Below are 17,772 nucleotides of genomic sequence, written 5' to 3'. Positions count from 1 at the left end.
ACAGCAAAACGCATGGAATCAACCACGTCAAAAACATATTTCTTTTCATCAGAATGCAGAGTTGTTTTGGTTTAAACTAAAGACTGTTTTGTCATTTTTTTACTATTGAATAGGTGCTTAATAGCCAGGGTTTTGATCCGAAGCTGATAAATCAGGGTTATTGTCCATTTCTTGTTTAGGAATAGGCCACATCAAGTGAGTATCTTTGACATCTTTGCCACGAGCAGTTTTGATAACTTCTTTTAATTTGGTAGTGCCTAGCCGTTTAAGGTCGTACCAGCGGCTTGCTTCCATCATAAACTCATAGGCTCTTTCGGTCATGACCAAATCTCTAAACGAAGCAGCCGATAGTCCCGCCAAAGAAAAATCAACGGGCGAAGTAGTGGTAGATAAATAACCATAGGCTCTACGGTGCACTTTATTGAGAGCTTCGAGTGCTTGGGCGGTAGGCCCGCCATTGGCTTGACTTGCCGCTTCGGCATAGATGAGAAGCGCTTCCGCATATCGCAATACTGGAAAATCATTACCAGCAGGATTGGCTGGCAAATCCCTAAACTTACGGAAGCAAATCGGTTCGGCGGCGGGAAAAGTAGTAAGGCGGCCGCTACGATTGGTATAGGATGAATACAAATTGTAGTCTTTACGAAGGTCTTTGTCGGACCAATCGCGGATAAGGGGCAAAGTAGGCAAAGTAAAATGGGCTCTTACTCCCGTGGTATAAGGGCCATCTGCCGGATGTTGATAGCTCGGATATCCCCAGCCTTGCCCTGTAATGCGAGCATATTTGATATAAAATACTTCTTCGGGCGTAGTGGCTAAATCTGCCCCGAAAAGTTTTTCAAAATCATCCGAAGTTTTTACTTCTACCAAAGAATACACGCCCGACTTTATTACTTCGTCGGCTTTGTCGCGCGCACCTGCCCAGTTTTCACGCGTTAAGTAGACACTGGCTAGGAGCAATTTGGCCGCTCCTTGAGTAGGACGCCCCGCTTGCCCAGCAGATACGGTTTTGGGCAGGGAGTTTTCGGCAAATTGCAAATCTTCAATGATGAGTTTATAGACTTCTTCTACCGAAGCCCTTTTTCCTCTGGCCTGTGATACCTCAAAAATAGGCGCTGTTCGTAAAGGGACACCGCCATAATTTCTCACCAAATTATAGTAATTGAAAGCCCTCAAAAACCGTGCTTCGGCCACAATCGCACTCTTGTCGGCTTCGCTTACCGAAGCGACGTTGGGCGTAACCTGAATCACGATATTGGCTGAATTGATACTTTGGTACAAATCTCTCCATACGGCATCGGTGCGGGCGATGTTTGTGCCGTCCAATCCCTGAAATTCACTCACGGGTATTTGAGTACCTCGTGAAATACAATAATCGGCCATACCATTTAGCTGCGCGGGGTAATTGGTCCCGTAGGAGTTGGCTCCGCGTACTTGTGAATACACCGCATTCAGGGCAGCAATCAAATCATCTTTGCTCTGATAGAAGTTTTCTTGAGACAAACGGTCGGTAGGAACTTCTTCCAACAGGCGTTCACATGAGGTAAGAAATAAGACCAAGCAAGCAAAAAATATCTTTTTCATATTCGATTTCATTTAGGAAATTAAAAACCAAGACGAGCGCCAAGGGTGATTGTTTTGGCAACAGGATAACCAAACTGATCTACACCTGGGCTGATAGACGTACTGCCACCTAAGGTGCTTACTTCGGGGTCGTACCAAGAGTATTTGGTAAGGGTGAGCAGGTTTTGACCACTTACATATACTTGGGCTTTGCGCAGCCATTTGATGCCTGAGGTCGGAATGTTGTAGGCCAACTGAATGTTTTTCAAACGCATGAAAGAGCCATTTTCAACATACCGATCAGATTCTCTAAACTTGGTATTCACACTGACCTTGGGATATTTGGCAGTGGAGTTAGGGTTTTGCGGCGTCCAACGATTGAGATATAAATCTTTGATTTGATTTTCCCCAAAATTGAAACTGTTGGCAAAACTCGCCACGTTGAAATTAAACAAATCTACCCCCTGCACTCCCTGAAGAAATAGGTTGAGTTCGAAGTTTTTATAAGAAGCCGATGAGCTAAAACCAAAAATAGCTTTAGGGTTGGGATTACCGATGATGGTTTTATCATTGGTATTGATGACACCGTCGTTGTTGAGGTCTTTGAAAACAATTTCACCTTTTTCATTGAGGCCATTTTCTTGGTAGCCAAAGAAAACACCCACGGGCTGCCCTACTCTCACCAAACTTACGGGTACTCCTAAGGGATTTTGCAAAGCAGCTCCAAAAATATCGCTACCTCCTACCAAGTATTTAACCTTATTGCGATTGAAAGAAGCATTTGCTGAAATATCCCATTTGAATTCTCCCGAAAACACATTAGCATCTATCCCAAGTTCGACACCAGAGTTTTGGATTTCGCCGATGTTTTGAGTCGTACTAGCATAACCCGCCGAAGTAGGAAGGGATACAATGGCCAACAAATCTTTGGTGTCTTTCATATAATAATCGGCGGTGACTCGAAGGCGGTCCCGCAAAAACCCTAAGTCTACCCCGATATCGGTCTGAGTGGTGGTTTCCCACTTCAAGGTAGGATTTGACAAACTGCTGCTAGGGGCATAGCCAATCGCCAAATCGTTTCCAAAAATGGTCTGATAAGAACTCAGGCTATTGAGGGTTTGGTAAGGGCTAAGGGCGGTATTGCCGGTTTGTCCCCAAGACACTCTGAATTTCAAATCCGATAAAATCGTCTGCTGTTTCATGAAATCCTCCTCAATGGCTCGCCAAGCAAAAGCAGCAGAAGGGAAATAGCCCCATTTATTGTTTTTCCCAAACCTAGACGACCCATCGGCCCGATAGCTTGCGGTGAGCAAGTAGCGGTCTTTGAAAGTATAATTCACCCTTCCTAAATAAGACAAAAGTGTCCATTCAGAGGCACCACTTCCAGGGATTCCGGGCGTAGCCGCACCTTGTAGGGCATTGGTAGTGAGCACATCTGAAGCAAATCCGCTACCACCTGCACTCAAAGAGTTGTTTTTTTGGTTTTGGTAAGTCAATCCTGTTGTTACTGTCAAGCTATGACTTTGTCCCCAAGTACGCGCATAGTTGAGGATATTTTCGTTGAGGAGATTGGTCTGACGCGAAGTAGACACCGAAGCCGAACCAGAAGGAGAAGTAGATAGTTTGCGGGTAGAGTACTGGTCTCTTCGATTGTTGAATGCTTCTATCCCACCCGATACCCTCAACGTAAGTCCTTTGAGAATTTCATAATTAATGGCAGTGTTGGCCAATACATAGTCTTGCACATCTTGGTCGCGGCGCTCGTTGACCAAAGCAAAAGGATTGAGCAACACATTGGAACTAAACGAATAAGGCACTACATTGCTATAATCGCCTTGAGGGGTAAACGGAGTCACGGTAGGGGGAGCTACCAAAATGGCCGAAAGAGCCCCATTGCCACGGTTACTGTTTTCGCCGTCGATACGGCGCTGATTCAAGCGGCTCAGTATCATGCTGAAATCAAAGGTCAATTTGTCATTGACTCGGTGATTGATGTTGCCACGTATGGTTCCTTTTTTGTAACTAGAATTGGGAACAATGCCGTCTTGCGACAGAATATTGGTAGAAAAAGAATATTGCATACGCTCTGTACCTCCTGAGAAGGTAGCGCCGTGGTTTTGAATAGGTGCCGACCGTAGCAATTCTTTTTGCCAATTGGTCCCTTCTCCAAAACTAGCAATCTCTTGGGCCGTGAAAAATGCACTGACGCCATCGTTGGCCGCACGTTCGTTGGCGATTTCAGCCATTTCGCGTGCGTTCATCATTTCAATAAGTTTTGTGGGAGATTGTACTCCATAAAAACTCTCTACATCTATTTGACTTTTACCTGCTTTTCCTTTTTTAGTGGTTACAATCACCACTCCATTGGCACCTCTAGAACCATAAATAGCCGTGGCTGAGGCATCTTTGAGCACCTCAATGGATTCAATGTCAGAAGGGTTAAGAGCTGATAGACTCCCCGAAAGCGCAAATCCGTCCACTACATACAAAGGCTCATTGCTGGCACGTAATGAGTTTCCGCCTCGTATACGCACCGAAATTGATGAACCTGGGGCACCCGAGTTTTGAATAACTTGCACTCCCGATACGCGCCCTTGGATACCTTGTACGGGCGTAGTGATAGGAAAAGCCGTGATGTCTTTGGCTTTGACTGAAGCTACTGAGCCTGTTAGGTCGCTTTTTTTGACTTGACCATACCCCACAACCACGATTTCGCCCAACGACTTAATGTCTGTTTTGAGTTTGACATCGACAGACGTCTGATTTCCAATCGCAATTTCTTGAGATTCATAACCCACAAAACTAAACACCAATACGGCGTTGTTGTCAGGTACGACCAATACATAGCCTCCATCTGCTCCGGTGATTGTACCTTTGTTGGTTCCTTTGACTAGTACACTTACACCCGGTAAGCCCAAGCCTGATTCGTCGGTCACCGTTCCTTTGATAGGCTGCTCAATGAGCATCTGATTGGTACGTATTTCCGAACGAGGACTTTCGGGGGTAAGATTAGGAGGAGTGGTGATACGGTTGAGCAATATTTTATTGCCTACTACTTCATACGTAAGATTAAGAGGTCTTAGCAGACCGTCCAAAATGGTAGCAAGCCGTTCATTTTTCGCTACGAGCGTCACTTTACGTTTCGACGCAATAATCTGTGGGCTGTACATAAAATGTACATCGGCGACTTTCTCAATACGCTCAAGCGCACGCCCTATTTCTTGATTTGCTACTTGAATAGAAACCTTGCGTTCGAGTAGTTCTTGGGCTTGAGTATCTATGGCATACCCCAGAGAGGTGCATAGAATTGTGATGAAAATTTGATAACAAGTGATTCGCATGATTTTGAGCAGAATCTTGCTGAATTGTCGACGTTTTGACATAACTTTGGTCTTTGTTGGTTTACAAGATTGACAAAAACATCCCCGCACTCGCCTGAGAACGAGTGTTGTGAAAGCCTGAGAAACTTTGGGGAATCCTAAGCCGGTGATGCGGACACATCGCCGGCTTTTTGTTGGTTGGGGGTTGAGCGTAATTTTAAGTCATTCGGAATACAAAAGGGGTTAGGTAAAACAATCATTAAAGCATCGTAAATACTTAGCAATATGCTTTGGGCTATAAGCTATAAGCTTTGGGGTTTGCCTCCTCAACGAGTTTGCGCTGCGCTTGCCTAAAACCTCGTAAAAAATGCCTACTGCTTACCGCCTAGGGCTAAGTAGTTATAAATTCTTTTTTTAAGAGCCTCATTTACAACCTTTTCCTGTTACTACAATTTGGGCATCTATCAGTTCGTACTGCGCTTCGAGTACCTTACAAATCAATTCCATTTTTTCTAATAAAGGCTCATCTGAGAGCGTAGCGGTGAGTTCGCAACCTCCCATCAAATCTTCATCATAGACAATTTTGACGCCATACGCTTTTTCTAATACATCAAATACATCCGATACCGGAGCTTGTCTAAACTCGAAACTTTGCTGCTGAATCTCAGGCAAAGCCAGGAGTTGGGGTTTTTCAACTAGCGAGCGTACCAGTCGGCTATCGGCTCTACTATAAGTCACTTGCTGATTGGGCGTAAGCACCAAACCTGTAAGTTCTCGGCTCGATTTTTGAACCTGCGAGGCCGCGTCTTGTGCAAATACCGATACTTTTCCCGTCTTGACAATCACCTTTACTTCTTGGTCTTTATCATAGGCCTTGACCGTAAAAGAAGTGCCAAGCACTTTAGTAATCAATCCATTAGCAAAAACAAAAAAGGGTTTGTTCGGATTTTTAGAGACCTCAAAAAAAGCCTCGCCCGACAATACAACCTCTCTTTTGTCCGCTAAAAAAGTAGTAGGATAACTAATACTAGTCTGGGGTTGAAGTACCACCGAGCTACCATCGGAAAGCATAACAGACTGAGCAAAAGAAGTGGTGTTGGTAAATTCTAAAAGTTTAACTTCATCTTTGAGCTGCCCTACCACTTGCTGATAGGGAGTGATATGTATTTTTTGCTTTTCATAATAAAGCAGCCACCCAATCATAAAGAGAGCTATGGCTGCCGCTCCCACTTTGAACCAAGTTTGGTGCCAAAGCGGAATTATCATGCTGCGCTTGTCGGCTATCTGCACCAATTGATGTATGGCATCGTCAATTTCTTCTTCCGAAATCTCGTCTTGGGCTTGATAGATAGACAATACAAGCGCTTGAGCCTGCTTGACAGTGGCTGTTTTGGCAGGGTTATTTTCTATCCAATTTTTCCAAAAATGGTGTTCTTTATCCTCCAAAACCCACCCTCTAAATGAATCGTCTAGGGCGAGAGCTTCGGGGGTATATGTGGTATAATCAATCATAGAATAAATTGCACTTAAATACCTTATTATATTGAGATAGACACTTCTGTAAAGCGCATACTCACTTGAATACAATTTTTTTTGAATTTACTTCAAAAATAGAAGTAATAACTTAACGAGAGAAAACCAGTTGGTTTTAAGAGAAGTAAGCGCTCGATGGAGCAAATTAGCCACTGATTGGCGATTCATGTCTAGAATCTCGGAGATTTGATCGTTGGAGAGATTCTCATAAAATTTCAGAAAAATGATTTCTTGCTGACGTTTGGGGAGCTTAGACAAAGCGGTTTTGATTTTCTCCTCATTTTCAAGAAAAAGCTCACTTTCAATCCAACTAGACTCTGCCGATATATGATCTGACAAAGGTATGTCGGAATCGAGGTCTTCGGCGTCGGTAAACTTTCTTTCTTGGCGTATTTTACGAAACAAATTGTTTCTGAGGGCTTTGATAAGATAAATACGCACAAAAGGCGTCTGTGTCAAGTAGTCACGCCGCTCCCACAGCTCCAAAAACAAATCTTGAATACAGTCTTTGACTACTTCGCGGTCTTTGGTGAATTTTATGGCATAATTAAACAATGCACGATAATGACGGCGAGAAAGCAGCCCAAGGGCCTCACTGTCTCCTTCTTTGAAACGCTCCCAGAGGCGTTCTTCTTCGGTATGAGAGAGGTTGTCTTTCAAATGTACGCCTATCTATTTTTCGAGTTCAAAATAACAAACAAAGTATTATAAATCATACTATTTTTTATGAGTTCAGTACTAATTTGTTGTCATCAGCTATTTATACAGCTTAGAGAATCATAAGGACTAAAACCCCCATTATATCTTTACTTTTAGGTAAAAATTTGGGACATAAAGAATATAAAATTGTATAAATTTTTGTTTTAAACATTTGTTTAAAATTTTAAGTTAAAATAGTTTGTTAGTTAAATTATCCAATATTACCTTTGGCGCAGGTTAATGAAAACAGAGAAGAAAACGTGGCGTGTATAACTCAATCTAGTGAAGAAAAAATCAAAGAAGCAGCGAAATCTGTTTTTTTGAAGAAAGGGTACGCTGGTACAACAGCGCGGGACATTGCGGAGGCAGCCAACATGAATATTGCCCTTACTAACTACTACTTTAGGAGTAAGGAGAAGCTTTTTGTCGAAATTTTTAAGGATTTATTTTCGCTTTATTGTAACAATACGCTTCAGATTTTTGAGAAGCCTATTTCGCTTAGAGAGAAGCTAATTGAACTGATTAAAGCTGATTTTCAAGTAATGAAGACAGAACCTGCCTTGGTTTTGTTTTTGATGACTGAGATTCAACGCGACGGGAGTCGGCTGTTGCCGGAGCTAAATAAATTAAAAGAACTATTACACGGGCATTTGACGGCTCATATCGAAGAAGAAGTGAGTAAAGGTACTATGCGCAAGATTCCGACCGAAAGCATCATGCCTTTAATTATGGGAAGTCTTCAATTTGTGTTTGTTGGTAAAAACCTTACCATGAAAATGTACAATTGCTCGGAGGAGGAGTTTAATCAGTTTGCCGAAAATCATAAGAATATAATCATTGATATGATTACGGAGTATTTATTTATTTCGGAAGAAGTGATGTAGTTGTTTAACATTTTCTTCTGAAACATTGTTTGTAGTTGTAAGTTGATATTTGCCTTATCTCCAATCCTTCCATTTTTAATGGAAATGATTGAGTAAAGTTAAAAGCAATTAGTAGAATATTTCTGACACCAGTTTCATAATATGAGTAACAAACTACGAAGCCGAGTTGCGGAGTTTAAAGACGCTGCAATCGCAAGAGAAAAGGGAATATACCCCTATTTCAGGCCGATAGAATCAGGTCAGGATACTGAGGTTCTTATCAAAGGAAAGCCTGTATTGATGTTTGGGTCAAATTCATATTTAGGGCTTACCAACCACCCCTATGTGATTGAAGCGGCCCAAAAAGCAGCCCAAAAATATGGAACAGGGTGCGCAGGTTCTAGATTTTTAAACGGCACGCTTGATATTCATATAGAGCTAGAGCGAAGATTAGCTGCTTATACTGGAAAGGAAGCCGCTATTCTTTTTAGCACCGGTTATCAGGCCAATCTGGGCGCATTGTCTTGTTTGACAGGGCGGCACGATTACATTTTGCTGGATGAAATGGATCATGCTTCTATCATTGACGGGAGTCGGCTTTCGTTTTCGAAAGTCATTAAGTATGCTCACAACGACATGGAAGACCTCAAGAAAAAATTGGGTCTCCTGCCCGACGAAGCTATCAAGTTGATTGCGACCGACGGTATTTTTAGCATGGAAGGCGACATTGTCAAGCTTCCCGAAATGGTCGAAGTAGCGGCGCAGTTTGGTGCTTCTATCATGGTAGATGATGCCCACAGCTTAGGGGTAATCGGCGAAAAAGGCGCGGGAGCTTCTTCCCATTTTGGTCTTACCCATGCCACTGATTTAATCATGGGTACTTTTAGCAAATCTCTTGCTTCTTTGGGAGGGTTTATTGCCAGCGACAACGACACCATAGAGTACCTGAAGCATAGAGCTCGTTCTTTGATATTCAGTGCTAGTATGACACCGGCTACTGTGGCAAGTACTTTGGCGGCTTTGGATATCATCGAAACCGAACCTTTTCATATTGAGCGTCTATGGGCCAATACCCGTTACGCCAAGGAGTTGTTGCTCATCAATGGGTTTGATTTGGGCAAAACAGAAAGCCCTATTCTACCGATTTATATTCGAGACAATGAAAAGACTTTCTTAATCACCCGGCTTTTGCAAGATGAAGGGGTATTTGTAAACCCAGTCGTATCGCCGGCAGTTCGTCCAGAAGATACGTTGATTCGGTTTTCGTTGATGGCTACTCATACATTTAGTCAGATAGAGGAAGCTATCGATAAGATGACCAAAATTTACCATAAAATTTGCCCAGAAGCCATCAAAGCCAACCTATGAATCGGATAGTTGCGGTAGAGTCTAGCAAGGAGCTCGCTAGGTTTATTGATTTTCCCCATGAGCTTTATCGCGACGACCCAAATTACGTCCCAGAGCTGTTTATTGCTCAACAAGATATGCTCTCTCCCCACAAACACCCCTTTTATGAACATGGGAGTGTGAGGCTTTTTCTTGCGTATAGCAATGAACGTATAGTAGGACGCATCGCCGCTATTCATAATCAGAACCATATTGATTTTACGGGAAATAAAGACGGCTTTTTTGGTTTTTTTGATTGTATCAACGACCCTGCTATCGCCAAAGCATTGCTTCAACAAGCAACCGAATGGGTAAAAGAAAAAGGAAATACCAATATCATAGGCCCTGTCAACTTATCTACTAATGATACTTGTGGGCTTTTGGTAGAGGGTTTTGACCGTCCGCCTATTGCGATGATGTCCTACAATGCTCCCTACTATGCCGAGTTGATTGTAGGTGCAGGATTTAAGAAAAAAACGGATTTGTTGGCCTACGAACTCGAAACCAAAGAAGCCAACGAGCGAACCCTCAAATTGCTAGATACGCTTGAGGCTCGCTTGAAACGCAATGGTATCACGATTAGGAAAGTAAACCTCAAAAAATTTGCGGAAGAAGTACCCAAAATCCGAGAAGTTTATAATTCGGCTTGGGACAAAAACCTAGGCTTTGTGCCCATGACTCCCAAGGAGTTTGATTATTTGGCCAAAGATTTGAAATTAATATTAGACCCTAACTTTTGTTTGGTAGCCGAAAAAGACAACAAATTGATTGCCTTTGCCTTAGGAATCCCGGATATCAATCAAGTTTTGATTAAAATTAAAAGAGGACGCTTACTACCTACGGGGATTTTTAAATTGCTTTTCCAGAAAAAAAACATCACCCGACTGCGCGTACTTACCCTTGGGGTGGTTGAGGGCTATCGCAAAATGGGTATAGAAGCATGTCTTTACGGAAATATTATCAAAAATACGTACGGTACTAAAATTACGGGGGGCGAATGTTCGTGGATGTTGGAAGACAATTATCTCATGAACCACGCTATTGAGCAGATTAATGGTAAGCTTTATAAGAGATACCGATTGTACGAAAAGGAATTATGAGCAGCAGGGTACTCATTACAGGAGCGAGTGGTTTTATTGGCTATCACTTAATTGAATCCGCACTGAAAGCAGGCTTGGAAGTCCACGCCGCTATCAGGCCTTCAAGCGATGTGAGCCACCTAAAAGCATTTGATATTACGTATGTTTACCCTAATTTCAACGACAAAGCAGGGCTTCAAAAGTTACTTGCAGAAGGGCGATATTCCTACATCATTCATTCGGCAGGAGCCACTAGAGCCAAAAATCAAGAAGCATACAATCTAATCAACGCCCATTATACCCGTACATTGGCCGAAGCCTCTCTTGCTGCCGATATTCCGCTCAAAAGGTTTGTGTTTTTGAGCAGTTTGGCAGCTTTAGGACCCATTTCATACCAAGACACCCAACCTATTACCGAACACACTTTACCCAACCCTATTACCAGTTATGGCAAGAGCAAGCTGCTTGCCGAGCAGTACCTGTCCCAATTGAGCGAGCTACCTCTTACTACAATCCGACCTACGGCAGTATATGGCCCGCGCGAAAAAGACTTACTGATCTTGTTTAAAACGCTCAACAAAGGACTAGATGCTTATATTGGGCGCAAGCCTCAGCGCTTGAGTTTTGTCTATGCCAAAGACTTAAGTGCCGCTACCATAGCAGCTCTCTTCCAAGCTTCGCCCGAAAAACACACCTACAATATTTCGGACGGGAATTGGTACGACCGCTATGCCCTAGCCAATTATTTTAAAGAAGTGAGTGGTCAGCGTCTTTACCGATTGCATTTACCAGTGCAGATTTTGAAAATGGCCGCTAATGCACTTGAATTGAGTAGCTCATTTTCTAACAAAACACCCGTAGTAAACCAAGAAAAAATAAAAGAACTCACCGCAGCCAACTGGTATTGTAGTATCAATGCCGCTCAAAAAGACTTAAAATACAGCCCTCAGTATGACCTAAAAAAAGGTCTCACCGAAACCATTGAATGGTACAAAGCCCAACATTGGCTTTAAAGAATCAGATTAGTAGAATAAAATAACAGTTGTGATAGACAAATTAGGCCCAAGGCCCACATCAAAATGTTACGAATTATTTATGTACATATAGCCCTTATTTTTGCGATTGTAGGCATACAATCCACTGCTTTGGTAGCGCAGACTACTACCGTAAAGGGGGTCATTACCGATACTAAAACCGGCGAGACGCTACCTTTTGTCAATGTCCAAGTAGTAGGGACTACCATCGGTAGTACCTCCGACGCCGAAGGCAACTATACACTTAGCTTCCCTGCCAACCAATCCCGCATTAAGTTTACGTACATTGGTTATCAAAGCCTTGAAAAAACGGTAACACCGGGAATTACGCAAACCATTAATATAAAGATGGCTGTCGATGCGGTACTGCTCAAAGAAGTAACCGTCAAAGGCAAAACCCGAGGCTATCGCAACAAAGATAATCCTGCGGTACAGCTGATCAGGGAGGTGATTGCGCATAAGGACAAAAACCAAATGGCAAGCAATGATTATGTAGAGTATGAGCAATACGAAAAAATATCGTTGGCTCTCAGCAACTTATCCGACAATTTCAAAGAAAGACGCATTTTCCGCAACTATCAGTTTTTGTTTGTCAATCAAGACTCTACCAATATGGGTGGCAAAAATATGCTTCCCGCCTATATGCAAGAAAAACTCTCTCAGGTCTATTTTCGGAAAAACCCTTACACAAAAAAACAATGGGTAAAAGCCGATAGAAAAGCGGAGTTTGACTCTAAATTCATCGACAACGACGGTCTAAACGCCTACTTTAGAAGGCTTTATGAAGACATAGATATTTATAAAAATGATATTTCGATTGCGACCAACCTATTGTTGAGTCCCATTGCCAATAGTGCCCCCACTTTTTATAAGTTTTTTATCCGCGACACCGTCAAAACCCAAACGCCTTGGTTGGTAGAATTGGGCTTTGTACCACGCAACAAGACCGATATGCTTTTTGAGGGAAAACTCTTTGTGACTCTTGATGGTAATTACAGCGTTCAAAACGCGTATCTCACTGTCAACAAAGACATCAACCTCAACTTCATGCGCGACCTAGAAGCTCGCCTAGAATTTGAGAAAGGCGATGAAGGGCGTTATCATCTTAGCAAAACTACGCTAGGAATGGAGTTTGCATTGGGAGAAAAAGCAGCGGGATTGTATGGGCAACGGGTCGTCAATTTCAAAAACTTTACCGTCAACCAACCACGGGAAGATAGCCTCTACAAAGGCCCGGCCCAAGAGTATTTGCCCACGCTTGCTTCTACCTCCAAAAGTGAAGAATTTTGGAGCAATGTAAGACACGTGCCTCTCGAAAGACTGGAGCGGAATATTTATCGCAATGTGGACACCCTCCAAACGATTCCGTCATTTCGGCGAGCTATGGATATCGCAACCTTGTTTTTTGCGGGTTATAAATCCTTCGGCAAAGTGGAGGTAGGACCCGTCAATACTTTTTATAGCTTCAACCCAGTCGAAGGTTTTCGATTGCGCTTTGGCGGACGTACTACTACTGAGTTGAGTCATCGTCTTTACTTTGAATCGTATGCCGCTTATGGTTTCAAAGATGAAAAATGGAAGTATTTTTTGAGTAGTACTTACTCTTTCAACAACAAATCGATTTATCAGTTTCCGTTTCATTATATCAGAGCAAGCTATCAGCGCGATACCAAAATCCCGGGGCAAGAGCTTCAGTTTGTGCAAGAAGACAATTTTTTGCTATCGTTCAAACGCGGCGACAACAACCGTTGGCTCTACAATGATATTTTCAAACTTGAGTACATCCGTGAATTGCCCAATCACTTTTCTTATCGCTTAGGATTTACGCAGTGGAACCAGACTCCAGCGGGGATTTTGAGATACGAAAAAGTAAACAACGATGGTTTGGTGCAAGCCGTACCTCAACTAAAAAATACCGAACTAAGCCTCGAACTTAGGTACGCGCCCAATGAGCAGTTTTATCAAGGAAAACTATACCGTACGCCTCTCATCAACCGATACCCTATTTTCACACTTCGCTATAATGTGGGAGTAAAAGGGTTTTTGTCGGGCGAAAACAATTACCATACTATCACAGCCAACGTGGCCAAACGTTTTTATTTTTCTCAGTTTGGGTTTGCTGATATTACTACCGAAGGTGGGTATATCGTAGGTAAGAATATTCCTTTTCCGCTTTTGATGATTCACCGTGCCAACCAAACTTATGCTTATCAGTTGAACTCTTACAACTTGATGAACTTCTTGGAGTTTGTAAGTGACCACTATGCGAGCGTGGACGTACAATATTATTTTAATGGCTTTTTCTTTAACAAAATACCTCTTCTCAAAAAACTAAAACTCAGAGAAGTAGTAAGCGTAAAAGCTTTGATAGGGGGTTTGAGGGATGAAAACAATCCAGATAAAAACCTATCCGTCTTTAGATTTCCGGTAGATGCGCAAGACAAAGCTATTAGTTATTCGCTTGGACGTCAGCCCTATATTGAAGGAAGTGTAGGGGTAAGCAACATTTTTAAACTTATTCGGGTGGATTTGGTAAGGCGTTTCAATTACCTCAATCATCCCAATGTAGCCGAATGGGGAATTCGTACCCGATTCAGGCTCGATTTTTAGAATCAGCTCTTTTTGAATAGCTCCTTCTCTCTGTGGTTGTATTTTTTACCATAGCACGAAGGAAAAATCCAGAAAGACATAGACAAACACCAATATGAATTATGCAATCATAGCCGCTGGAGAAGGGTCACGTTTGGCAAAGGAAGGCTTTCAATTTCCTAAGCCTATGGTGCAACTTCATGGAGAAATGCTCATCGATAGGCTCATTCGGATATTTGCGAAAAATGGCGCTAAAACCATCCAAATTATCATCAACGAAGAATCAGAATTACTAGAGACACACTTACTATCAAGCATTTACCCAGTCCCGTTGAAGATAATCAAAAAATCTACGCCTAGTTCGCTCCATAGTTTTTATGAGTTGCTGAAAGCCTCCCAGCAGCTTGATTCTCTCTGCCTTACTACTACCGACACGGTGTTTCGGGAAGAAGAATTTGCCGATTATATTGCCGCTTTCCAGCAAAATACTCAAGTAGGTGGCCTAATGGCTGTTACTACTTTTGTGGACGACGAAAGCCCACTTTTTGTCTCTGTGGATGCACAGCAGCAAATCACGGCATTTACGGATACCAACCAAAACAGTACGCCTTATATTTCGGGGGGCATTTATTGCTTGCGTCGTCCTGCGCTCAATCGGGCGATTGAGGCTGTAGAAAAAGGCACGAACCGGATGCGAAATTTTCAACGCTATTTAATCGAAACAAACATACCATTACAGGCTTACTCTTTTTCCAAAATTGTGGACATCGACCACGTCTGGGATATTACTACTGCCGAACGCTTTTTGAGCGAACAGCAGCCGACACCAAATCATGAAGTTACCTTAAAATGAATCATTTAAAAGTATTAGGAGTACACCGCAATCGAAAATTTTCACCTAACCATATCGGAAATGACGACGCTATTTTTTCGCTTGTAGCACAGAATTTAGAAAAAATGCAGTGCCATGTTACGATTTGTTGTGAAGATGAGTTTCTTCAAAAAGAAGAGATACAAGAAGACTATATCTTTACAATGGGGCGCCAGAAAGAGGTAGTTAAAAAATTGCAACAACTTGAAAACGAAGGCAAAAAGATTGTCAACTCAGGCTTTGGTATCGAAAATTGTTTTCGAATCAACATGACCAATGGCTTGATTCAAAACGGAATTCCGTATCCAAAGAGTTTTATTGTGCCCACTACCTATGCCGACAACGAAGTATTTGACCAACTTCCGGGCAAAGGTTTTTGGATTAAACGTGGGGATTTCCACGCTATTCACAAAGAGGACGTGACGTTTGCGGCTTCAATCAAAGAGGCCAAAGAAATCCTACGTGAATATACTTTTCGGGATATTCATGATGCCGTTATTTCGCAACATTTGGTCGGCGACTTGGTGAAGTTTTATGCCGTCAGAGATACTGGCTTCTTTTTTTGGTTTTATCCTTACGACAACAACCACCACAAATACACTGGCTACGAAGCCATCAATGGGCAGTCGCTTTATCATGAGTTTGATATAAATGAGCTACAAAAAGTAGCCAATGCCTCAGCTGAAGCCCTAGGGGTACATATTTATGGCGGAGATGCTATCGTGAGTAAAGACGGAAGTTTTCATATCATCGACCTCAACGATTGGCCCAGTTTTGCGCCTTGTCGCGAAGAAGCTGCTAGCTACATTGCGCAATCTATTGTTCAACAATTTAATAGATAACAGCATGGCAACCAATACCACCCTCGAAGAGAAAAAAGAAAGTGCGTTTGAAAGCTCACTCAAATCCAACGATACCGAAGAGCAAATCGATATTTGGTTTTATCGGCCTATTGGCTACCAAATCGCGCTATTTTGTGCTAAAGTAGGTATTACCCCCAACCCCGTTACGATTGTCAGTATCTTTTTTGGAGTAGCGGCCGGTATTTTGTTTTATTACCAAGAGCTTTGGATCAATGTCATCGGGATGTTGTTGTTGGTTTTTGCCAATTCGCTCGATAGCGCCGACGGTCAGCTTGCACGCCTCACCAACAACAAAAGCCGACTTGGGCGTATTTTGGACGGAGCGGCGGGGGATTTTTGGTTTATTTCGATTCATATCGCAATTTGCTTGCGTAGCCAAAACGAAGGCTGGAGCGCCTTGATTTGGGTGCCGGGCGTAGTAGCGGGGCTATCTCACGTAGTGCAATCCGCGATGGCCGATTATTATCGCAACGTGCATTTGTTTTTTATCAAAGGTACATCAGGTAGCGAACTCGACAATAGCCGCGATTTACAAAAAGAATATGACCAACTTTCTTGGTCCAAAAACTTTGGGATGAAACTCGTAGCACGAACGTATCTCAACTACACCAATCTCCAAGAAAGTTTTTCGCCTCATTTACAAAAACTTTTGGCTCTTGTTCGTAAGCGATTCCCCAACGGTCTTCCGCAAGATTTGATACGGGATTTTAGAGCTCAAAACAAACCTTTGATGAAATATACCAACATCGTTCAGTTCAATACGCGCGTTTTGTTTCTGTTTTTGTGGCTCTTTATCGACCAAGCTTGGATTTATTTCATGTTCGATATTTTCATCTTGAATCCTATCTTGATTTATATGTGCGTGAGTCAGGAGAAAGTAAGTCGTCATTTTTATCAACAGTTGACCCACCCTAGTGAAAATAAGTACGCAAATATATAAAGCCCTATTTTTGGTCATTGGGGTCTTGTCGCTCGGCTATATGATATATGGCATGGGTATAGAGACTATTTGGCAAAATATCCAAAAAACAGGTTGGTGGTTTTTGCCCGTGATTGGAAGCTGGCTGGTGATTTATGTACTCAATGCCTTTGCTTTTCAGGCGATTATAGAAGAGCCACAGCGACCCGAAACAGACTTGCCTTTTTGGGCGGTGTTGCGTCTTACCATTACGGGTTATATCATCAATTACATTACACCTTTTGTGGCGTTGGGCGGTGAGCCTTACCGCATCATGGAATTGAAGCCCGCCGTGGGTATCCAAAAAGCCACTTCGTCGGTGCTCTTGTATAGTCTGATGCATATGTTTTCACACGTCATTTTTTGGTTGGCTTCCATTGTTTTGATTGTGTGGGCTGTACCTCTTTCACCGCTCATGATAGGGGGATGTGGCGTTATGCTTGTCATAGGGTTGGTCTTGGGATTTTGGTTTGTAAGGGTATATCAGCGCGGGTTTACGGTAAGTACTTTTAACCTATTGCAAAAACTCCCTTTTATCAAAACAAAAGCCAAAACTTTCGCCCAAGAAAAAGCGGATACATTACAAGAAATAGATGACCAAATTCGGATTTTATACGCCGAACGCAAAGGGCGCTTCCATGCTTCTCTGTGGCTTGAGTTTGTGGCACGGGTGGTGGGCTGCGCCGAAATATACTTTACAGCACAAGCTATTGGATTGGAGATGTCGGTAGTGCAGTCGTTGATTGTGAGCTCTGGTTCATCTTTATTTGCCAACGTGGTCTTTTTCTTTCCGATGCAGCTCGGAACCCGCGAAGGTGGCTTGGCGTTAGCTTTAAGGAGTATTGGCTTACCGTCTGAAGCGGGGCTTTTTATTGGAATAGTAATGAGAATCAGGGAGTTGGTATGGATACTGATTGGGTTAGTTTTACTAAAATTTACACCTACTTATCTACCCAAACAACCCCAAAAATTGGAACCGATGCCGGAGAGTGCATCATTTTGAAAAACCGAACA

13 protein-coding genes are annotated in these 17,772 nt (G+C 42.6%); 9 read left to right on the top strand and 4 right to left on the bottom strand.

The window, feature by feature from the left end:
• Positions 1-117: 117 nt before the first annotated feature.
• From P1X15_RS03385 to P1X15_RS03370, 4 genes are all read right to left on the bottom strand, one after another.
• A complete protein-coding gene (locus tag P1X15_RS03385) occupies positions 118-1,584 on the bottom strand; it encodes a RagB/SusD family nutrient uptake outer membrane protein (RefSeq protein WP_277336722.1) in 1,467 nt (488 codons plus the stop codon).
• Between the two features lie 20 nt (positions 1,585-1,604).
• Positions 1,605-4,946 carry a TonB-dependent receptor gene (locus tag P1X15_RS03380; RefSeq protein WP_277336721.1) on the bottom strand — a complete coding sequence of 1,114 codons (3,342 nt, stop codon included), beginning with the start codon at positions 4,944-4,946 and terminating at the stop codon, positions 1,605-1,607.
• Positions 4,947-5,306: 360 nt separating this feature from the next.
• Positions 5,307-6,395, bottom strand: a complete 1,089-nt coding sequence (locus P1X15_RS03375) for a FecR family protein (protein WP_277336720.1) — start codon at positions 6,393-6,395, stop codon at positions 5,307-5,309.
• Between the two features lie 87 nt (positions 6,396-6,482).
• Positions 6,483-7,076, bottom strand: coding sequence for an RNA polymerase sigma factor (locus P1X15_RS03370; RefSeq protein WP_277336719.1), 594 nt, complete (start codon positions 7,074-7,076; stop codon positions 6,483-6,485).
• 299 nt (positions 7,077-7,375) lie between these two features.
• Here P1X15_RS03370 and P1X15_RS03365 point away from each other — a divergent pair, with 299 nt between their 5' ends.
• From P1X15_RS03365 to P1X15_RS03325, 9 genes are all read left to right on the top strand, one after another.
• On the top strand, positions 7,376-7,999 hold the full coding sequence (locus P1X15_RS03365) for a TetR/AcrR family transcriptional regulator (RefSeq protein WP_277336718.1): 624 nt from the start codon (positions 7,376-7,378) through the stop codon (positions 7,997-7,999).
• Between the two features lie 141 nt (positions 8,000-8,140).
• On the top strand, positions 8,141-9,346 hold the full coding sequence (spt, locus tag P1X15_RS03360) for a serine palmitoyltransferase (RefSeq protein ID WP_028667271.1): 1,206 nt from the start codon (positions 8,141-8,143) through the stop codon (positions 9,344-9,346).
• Positions 9,343-10,464: a hypothetical protein gene (locus tag P1X15_RS03355; protein ID WP_277336717.1), complete on the top strand. Its 1,122-nt coding sequence runs from the start codon at positions 9,343-9,345 to the stop codon at positions 10,462-10,464. Before spt ends, P1X15_RS03355 begins: the two co-directional genes overlap by 4 nt.
• The gene (locus P1X15_RS03350; RefSeq protein WP_277336716.1) at positions 10,461-11,456 is read left to right on the top strand and encodes an NAD(P)-dependent oxidoreductase; all 996 of its coding nucleotides are present in this window, start codon (positions 10,461-10,463) and stop codon (positions 11,454-11,456) included. Before P1X15_RS03355 ends, P1X15_RS03350 begins: the two co-directional genes overlap by 4 nt.
• A 66-nt stretch (positions 11,457-11,522) precedes the next feature.
• Positions 11,523-14,087 carry a DUF5686 and carboxypeptidase-like regulatory domain-containing protein gene (locus tag P1X15_RS03345; RefSeq protein ID WP_277336715.1) on the top strand — a complete coding sequence of 855 codons (2,565 nt, stop codon included), beginning with the start codon at positions 11,523-11,525 and terminating at the stop codon, positions 14,085-14,087.
• A gap of 94 nt (positions 14,088-14,181) precedes the next feature.
• Positions 14,182-14,919 carry an NDP-sugar synthase gene (locus P1X15_RS03340; RefSeq protein WP_277336714.1) on the top strand — a complete coding sequence of 246 codons (738 nt, stop codon included), beginning with the start codon at positions 14,182-14,184 and terminating at the stop codon, positions 14,917-14,919.
• On the top strand, positions 14,916-15,779 hold the full coding sequence (locus P1X15_RS03335) for a hypothetical protein (RefSeq protein WP_277336713.1): 864 nt from the start codon (positions 14,916-14,918) through the stop codon (positions 15,777-15,779). The genes P1X15_RS03340 and P1X15_RS03335 overlap by 4 nt, the downstream gene beginning before the upstream one ends.
• A 4-nt stretch (positions 15,780-15,783) precedes the next feature.
• Positions 15,784-16,740, top strand: coding sequence for a CDP-alcohol phosphatidyltransferase family protein (locus P1X15_RS03330; protein WP_277336712.1), 957 nt, complete (start codon positions 15,784-15,786; stop codon positions 16,738-16,740).
• Entirely contained in the window at positions 16,715-17,761 is a 1,047-nt protein-coding gene (locus P1X15_RS03325) for a lysylphosphatidylglycerol synthase transmembrane domain-containing protein (RefSeq protein WP_277336711.1), read from the top strand. Before P1X15_RS03330 ends, P1X15_RS03325 begins: the two co-directional genes overlap by 26 nt.
• Positions 17,762-17,772 lie beyond the last annotated feature (11 nt).

The organism is Runella sp. MFBS21 (assembly GCF_029433105.1).
In the GTDB taxonomy this organism is placed as follows: domain Bacteria; phylum Bacteroidota; class Bacteroidia; order Cytophagales; family Spirosomataceae; genus Runella.
The sequence above is the reverse complement of the archived record's forward strand: the minus strand, read 5'-3'. Positions and strand labels throughout refer to the sequence as shown.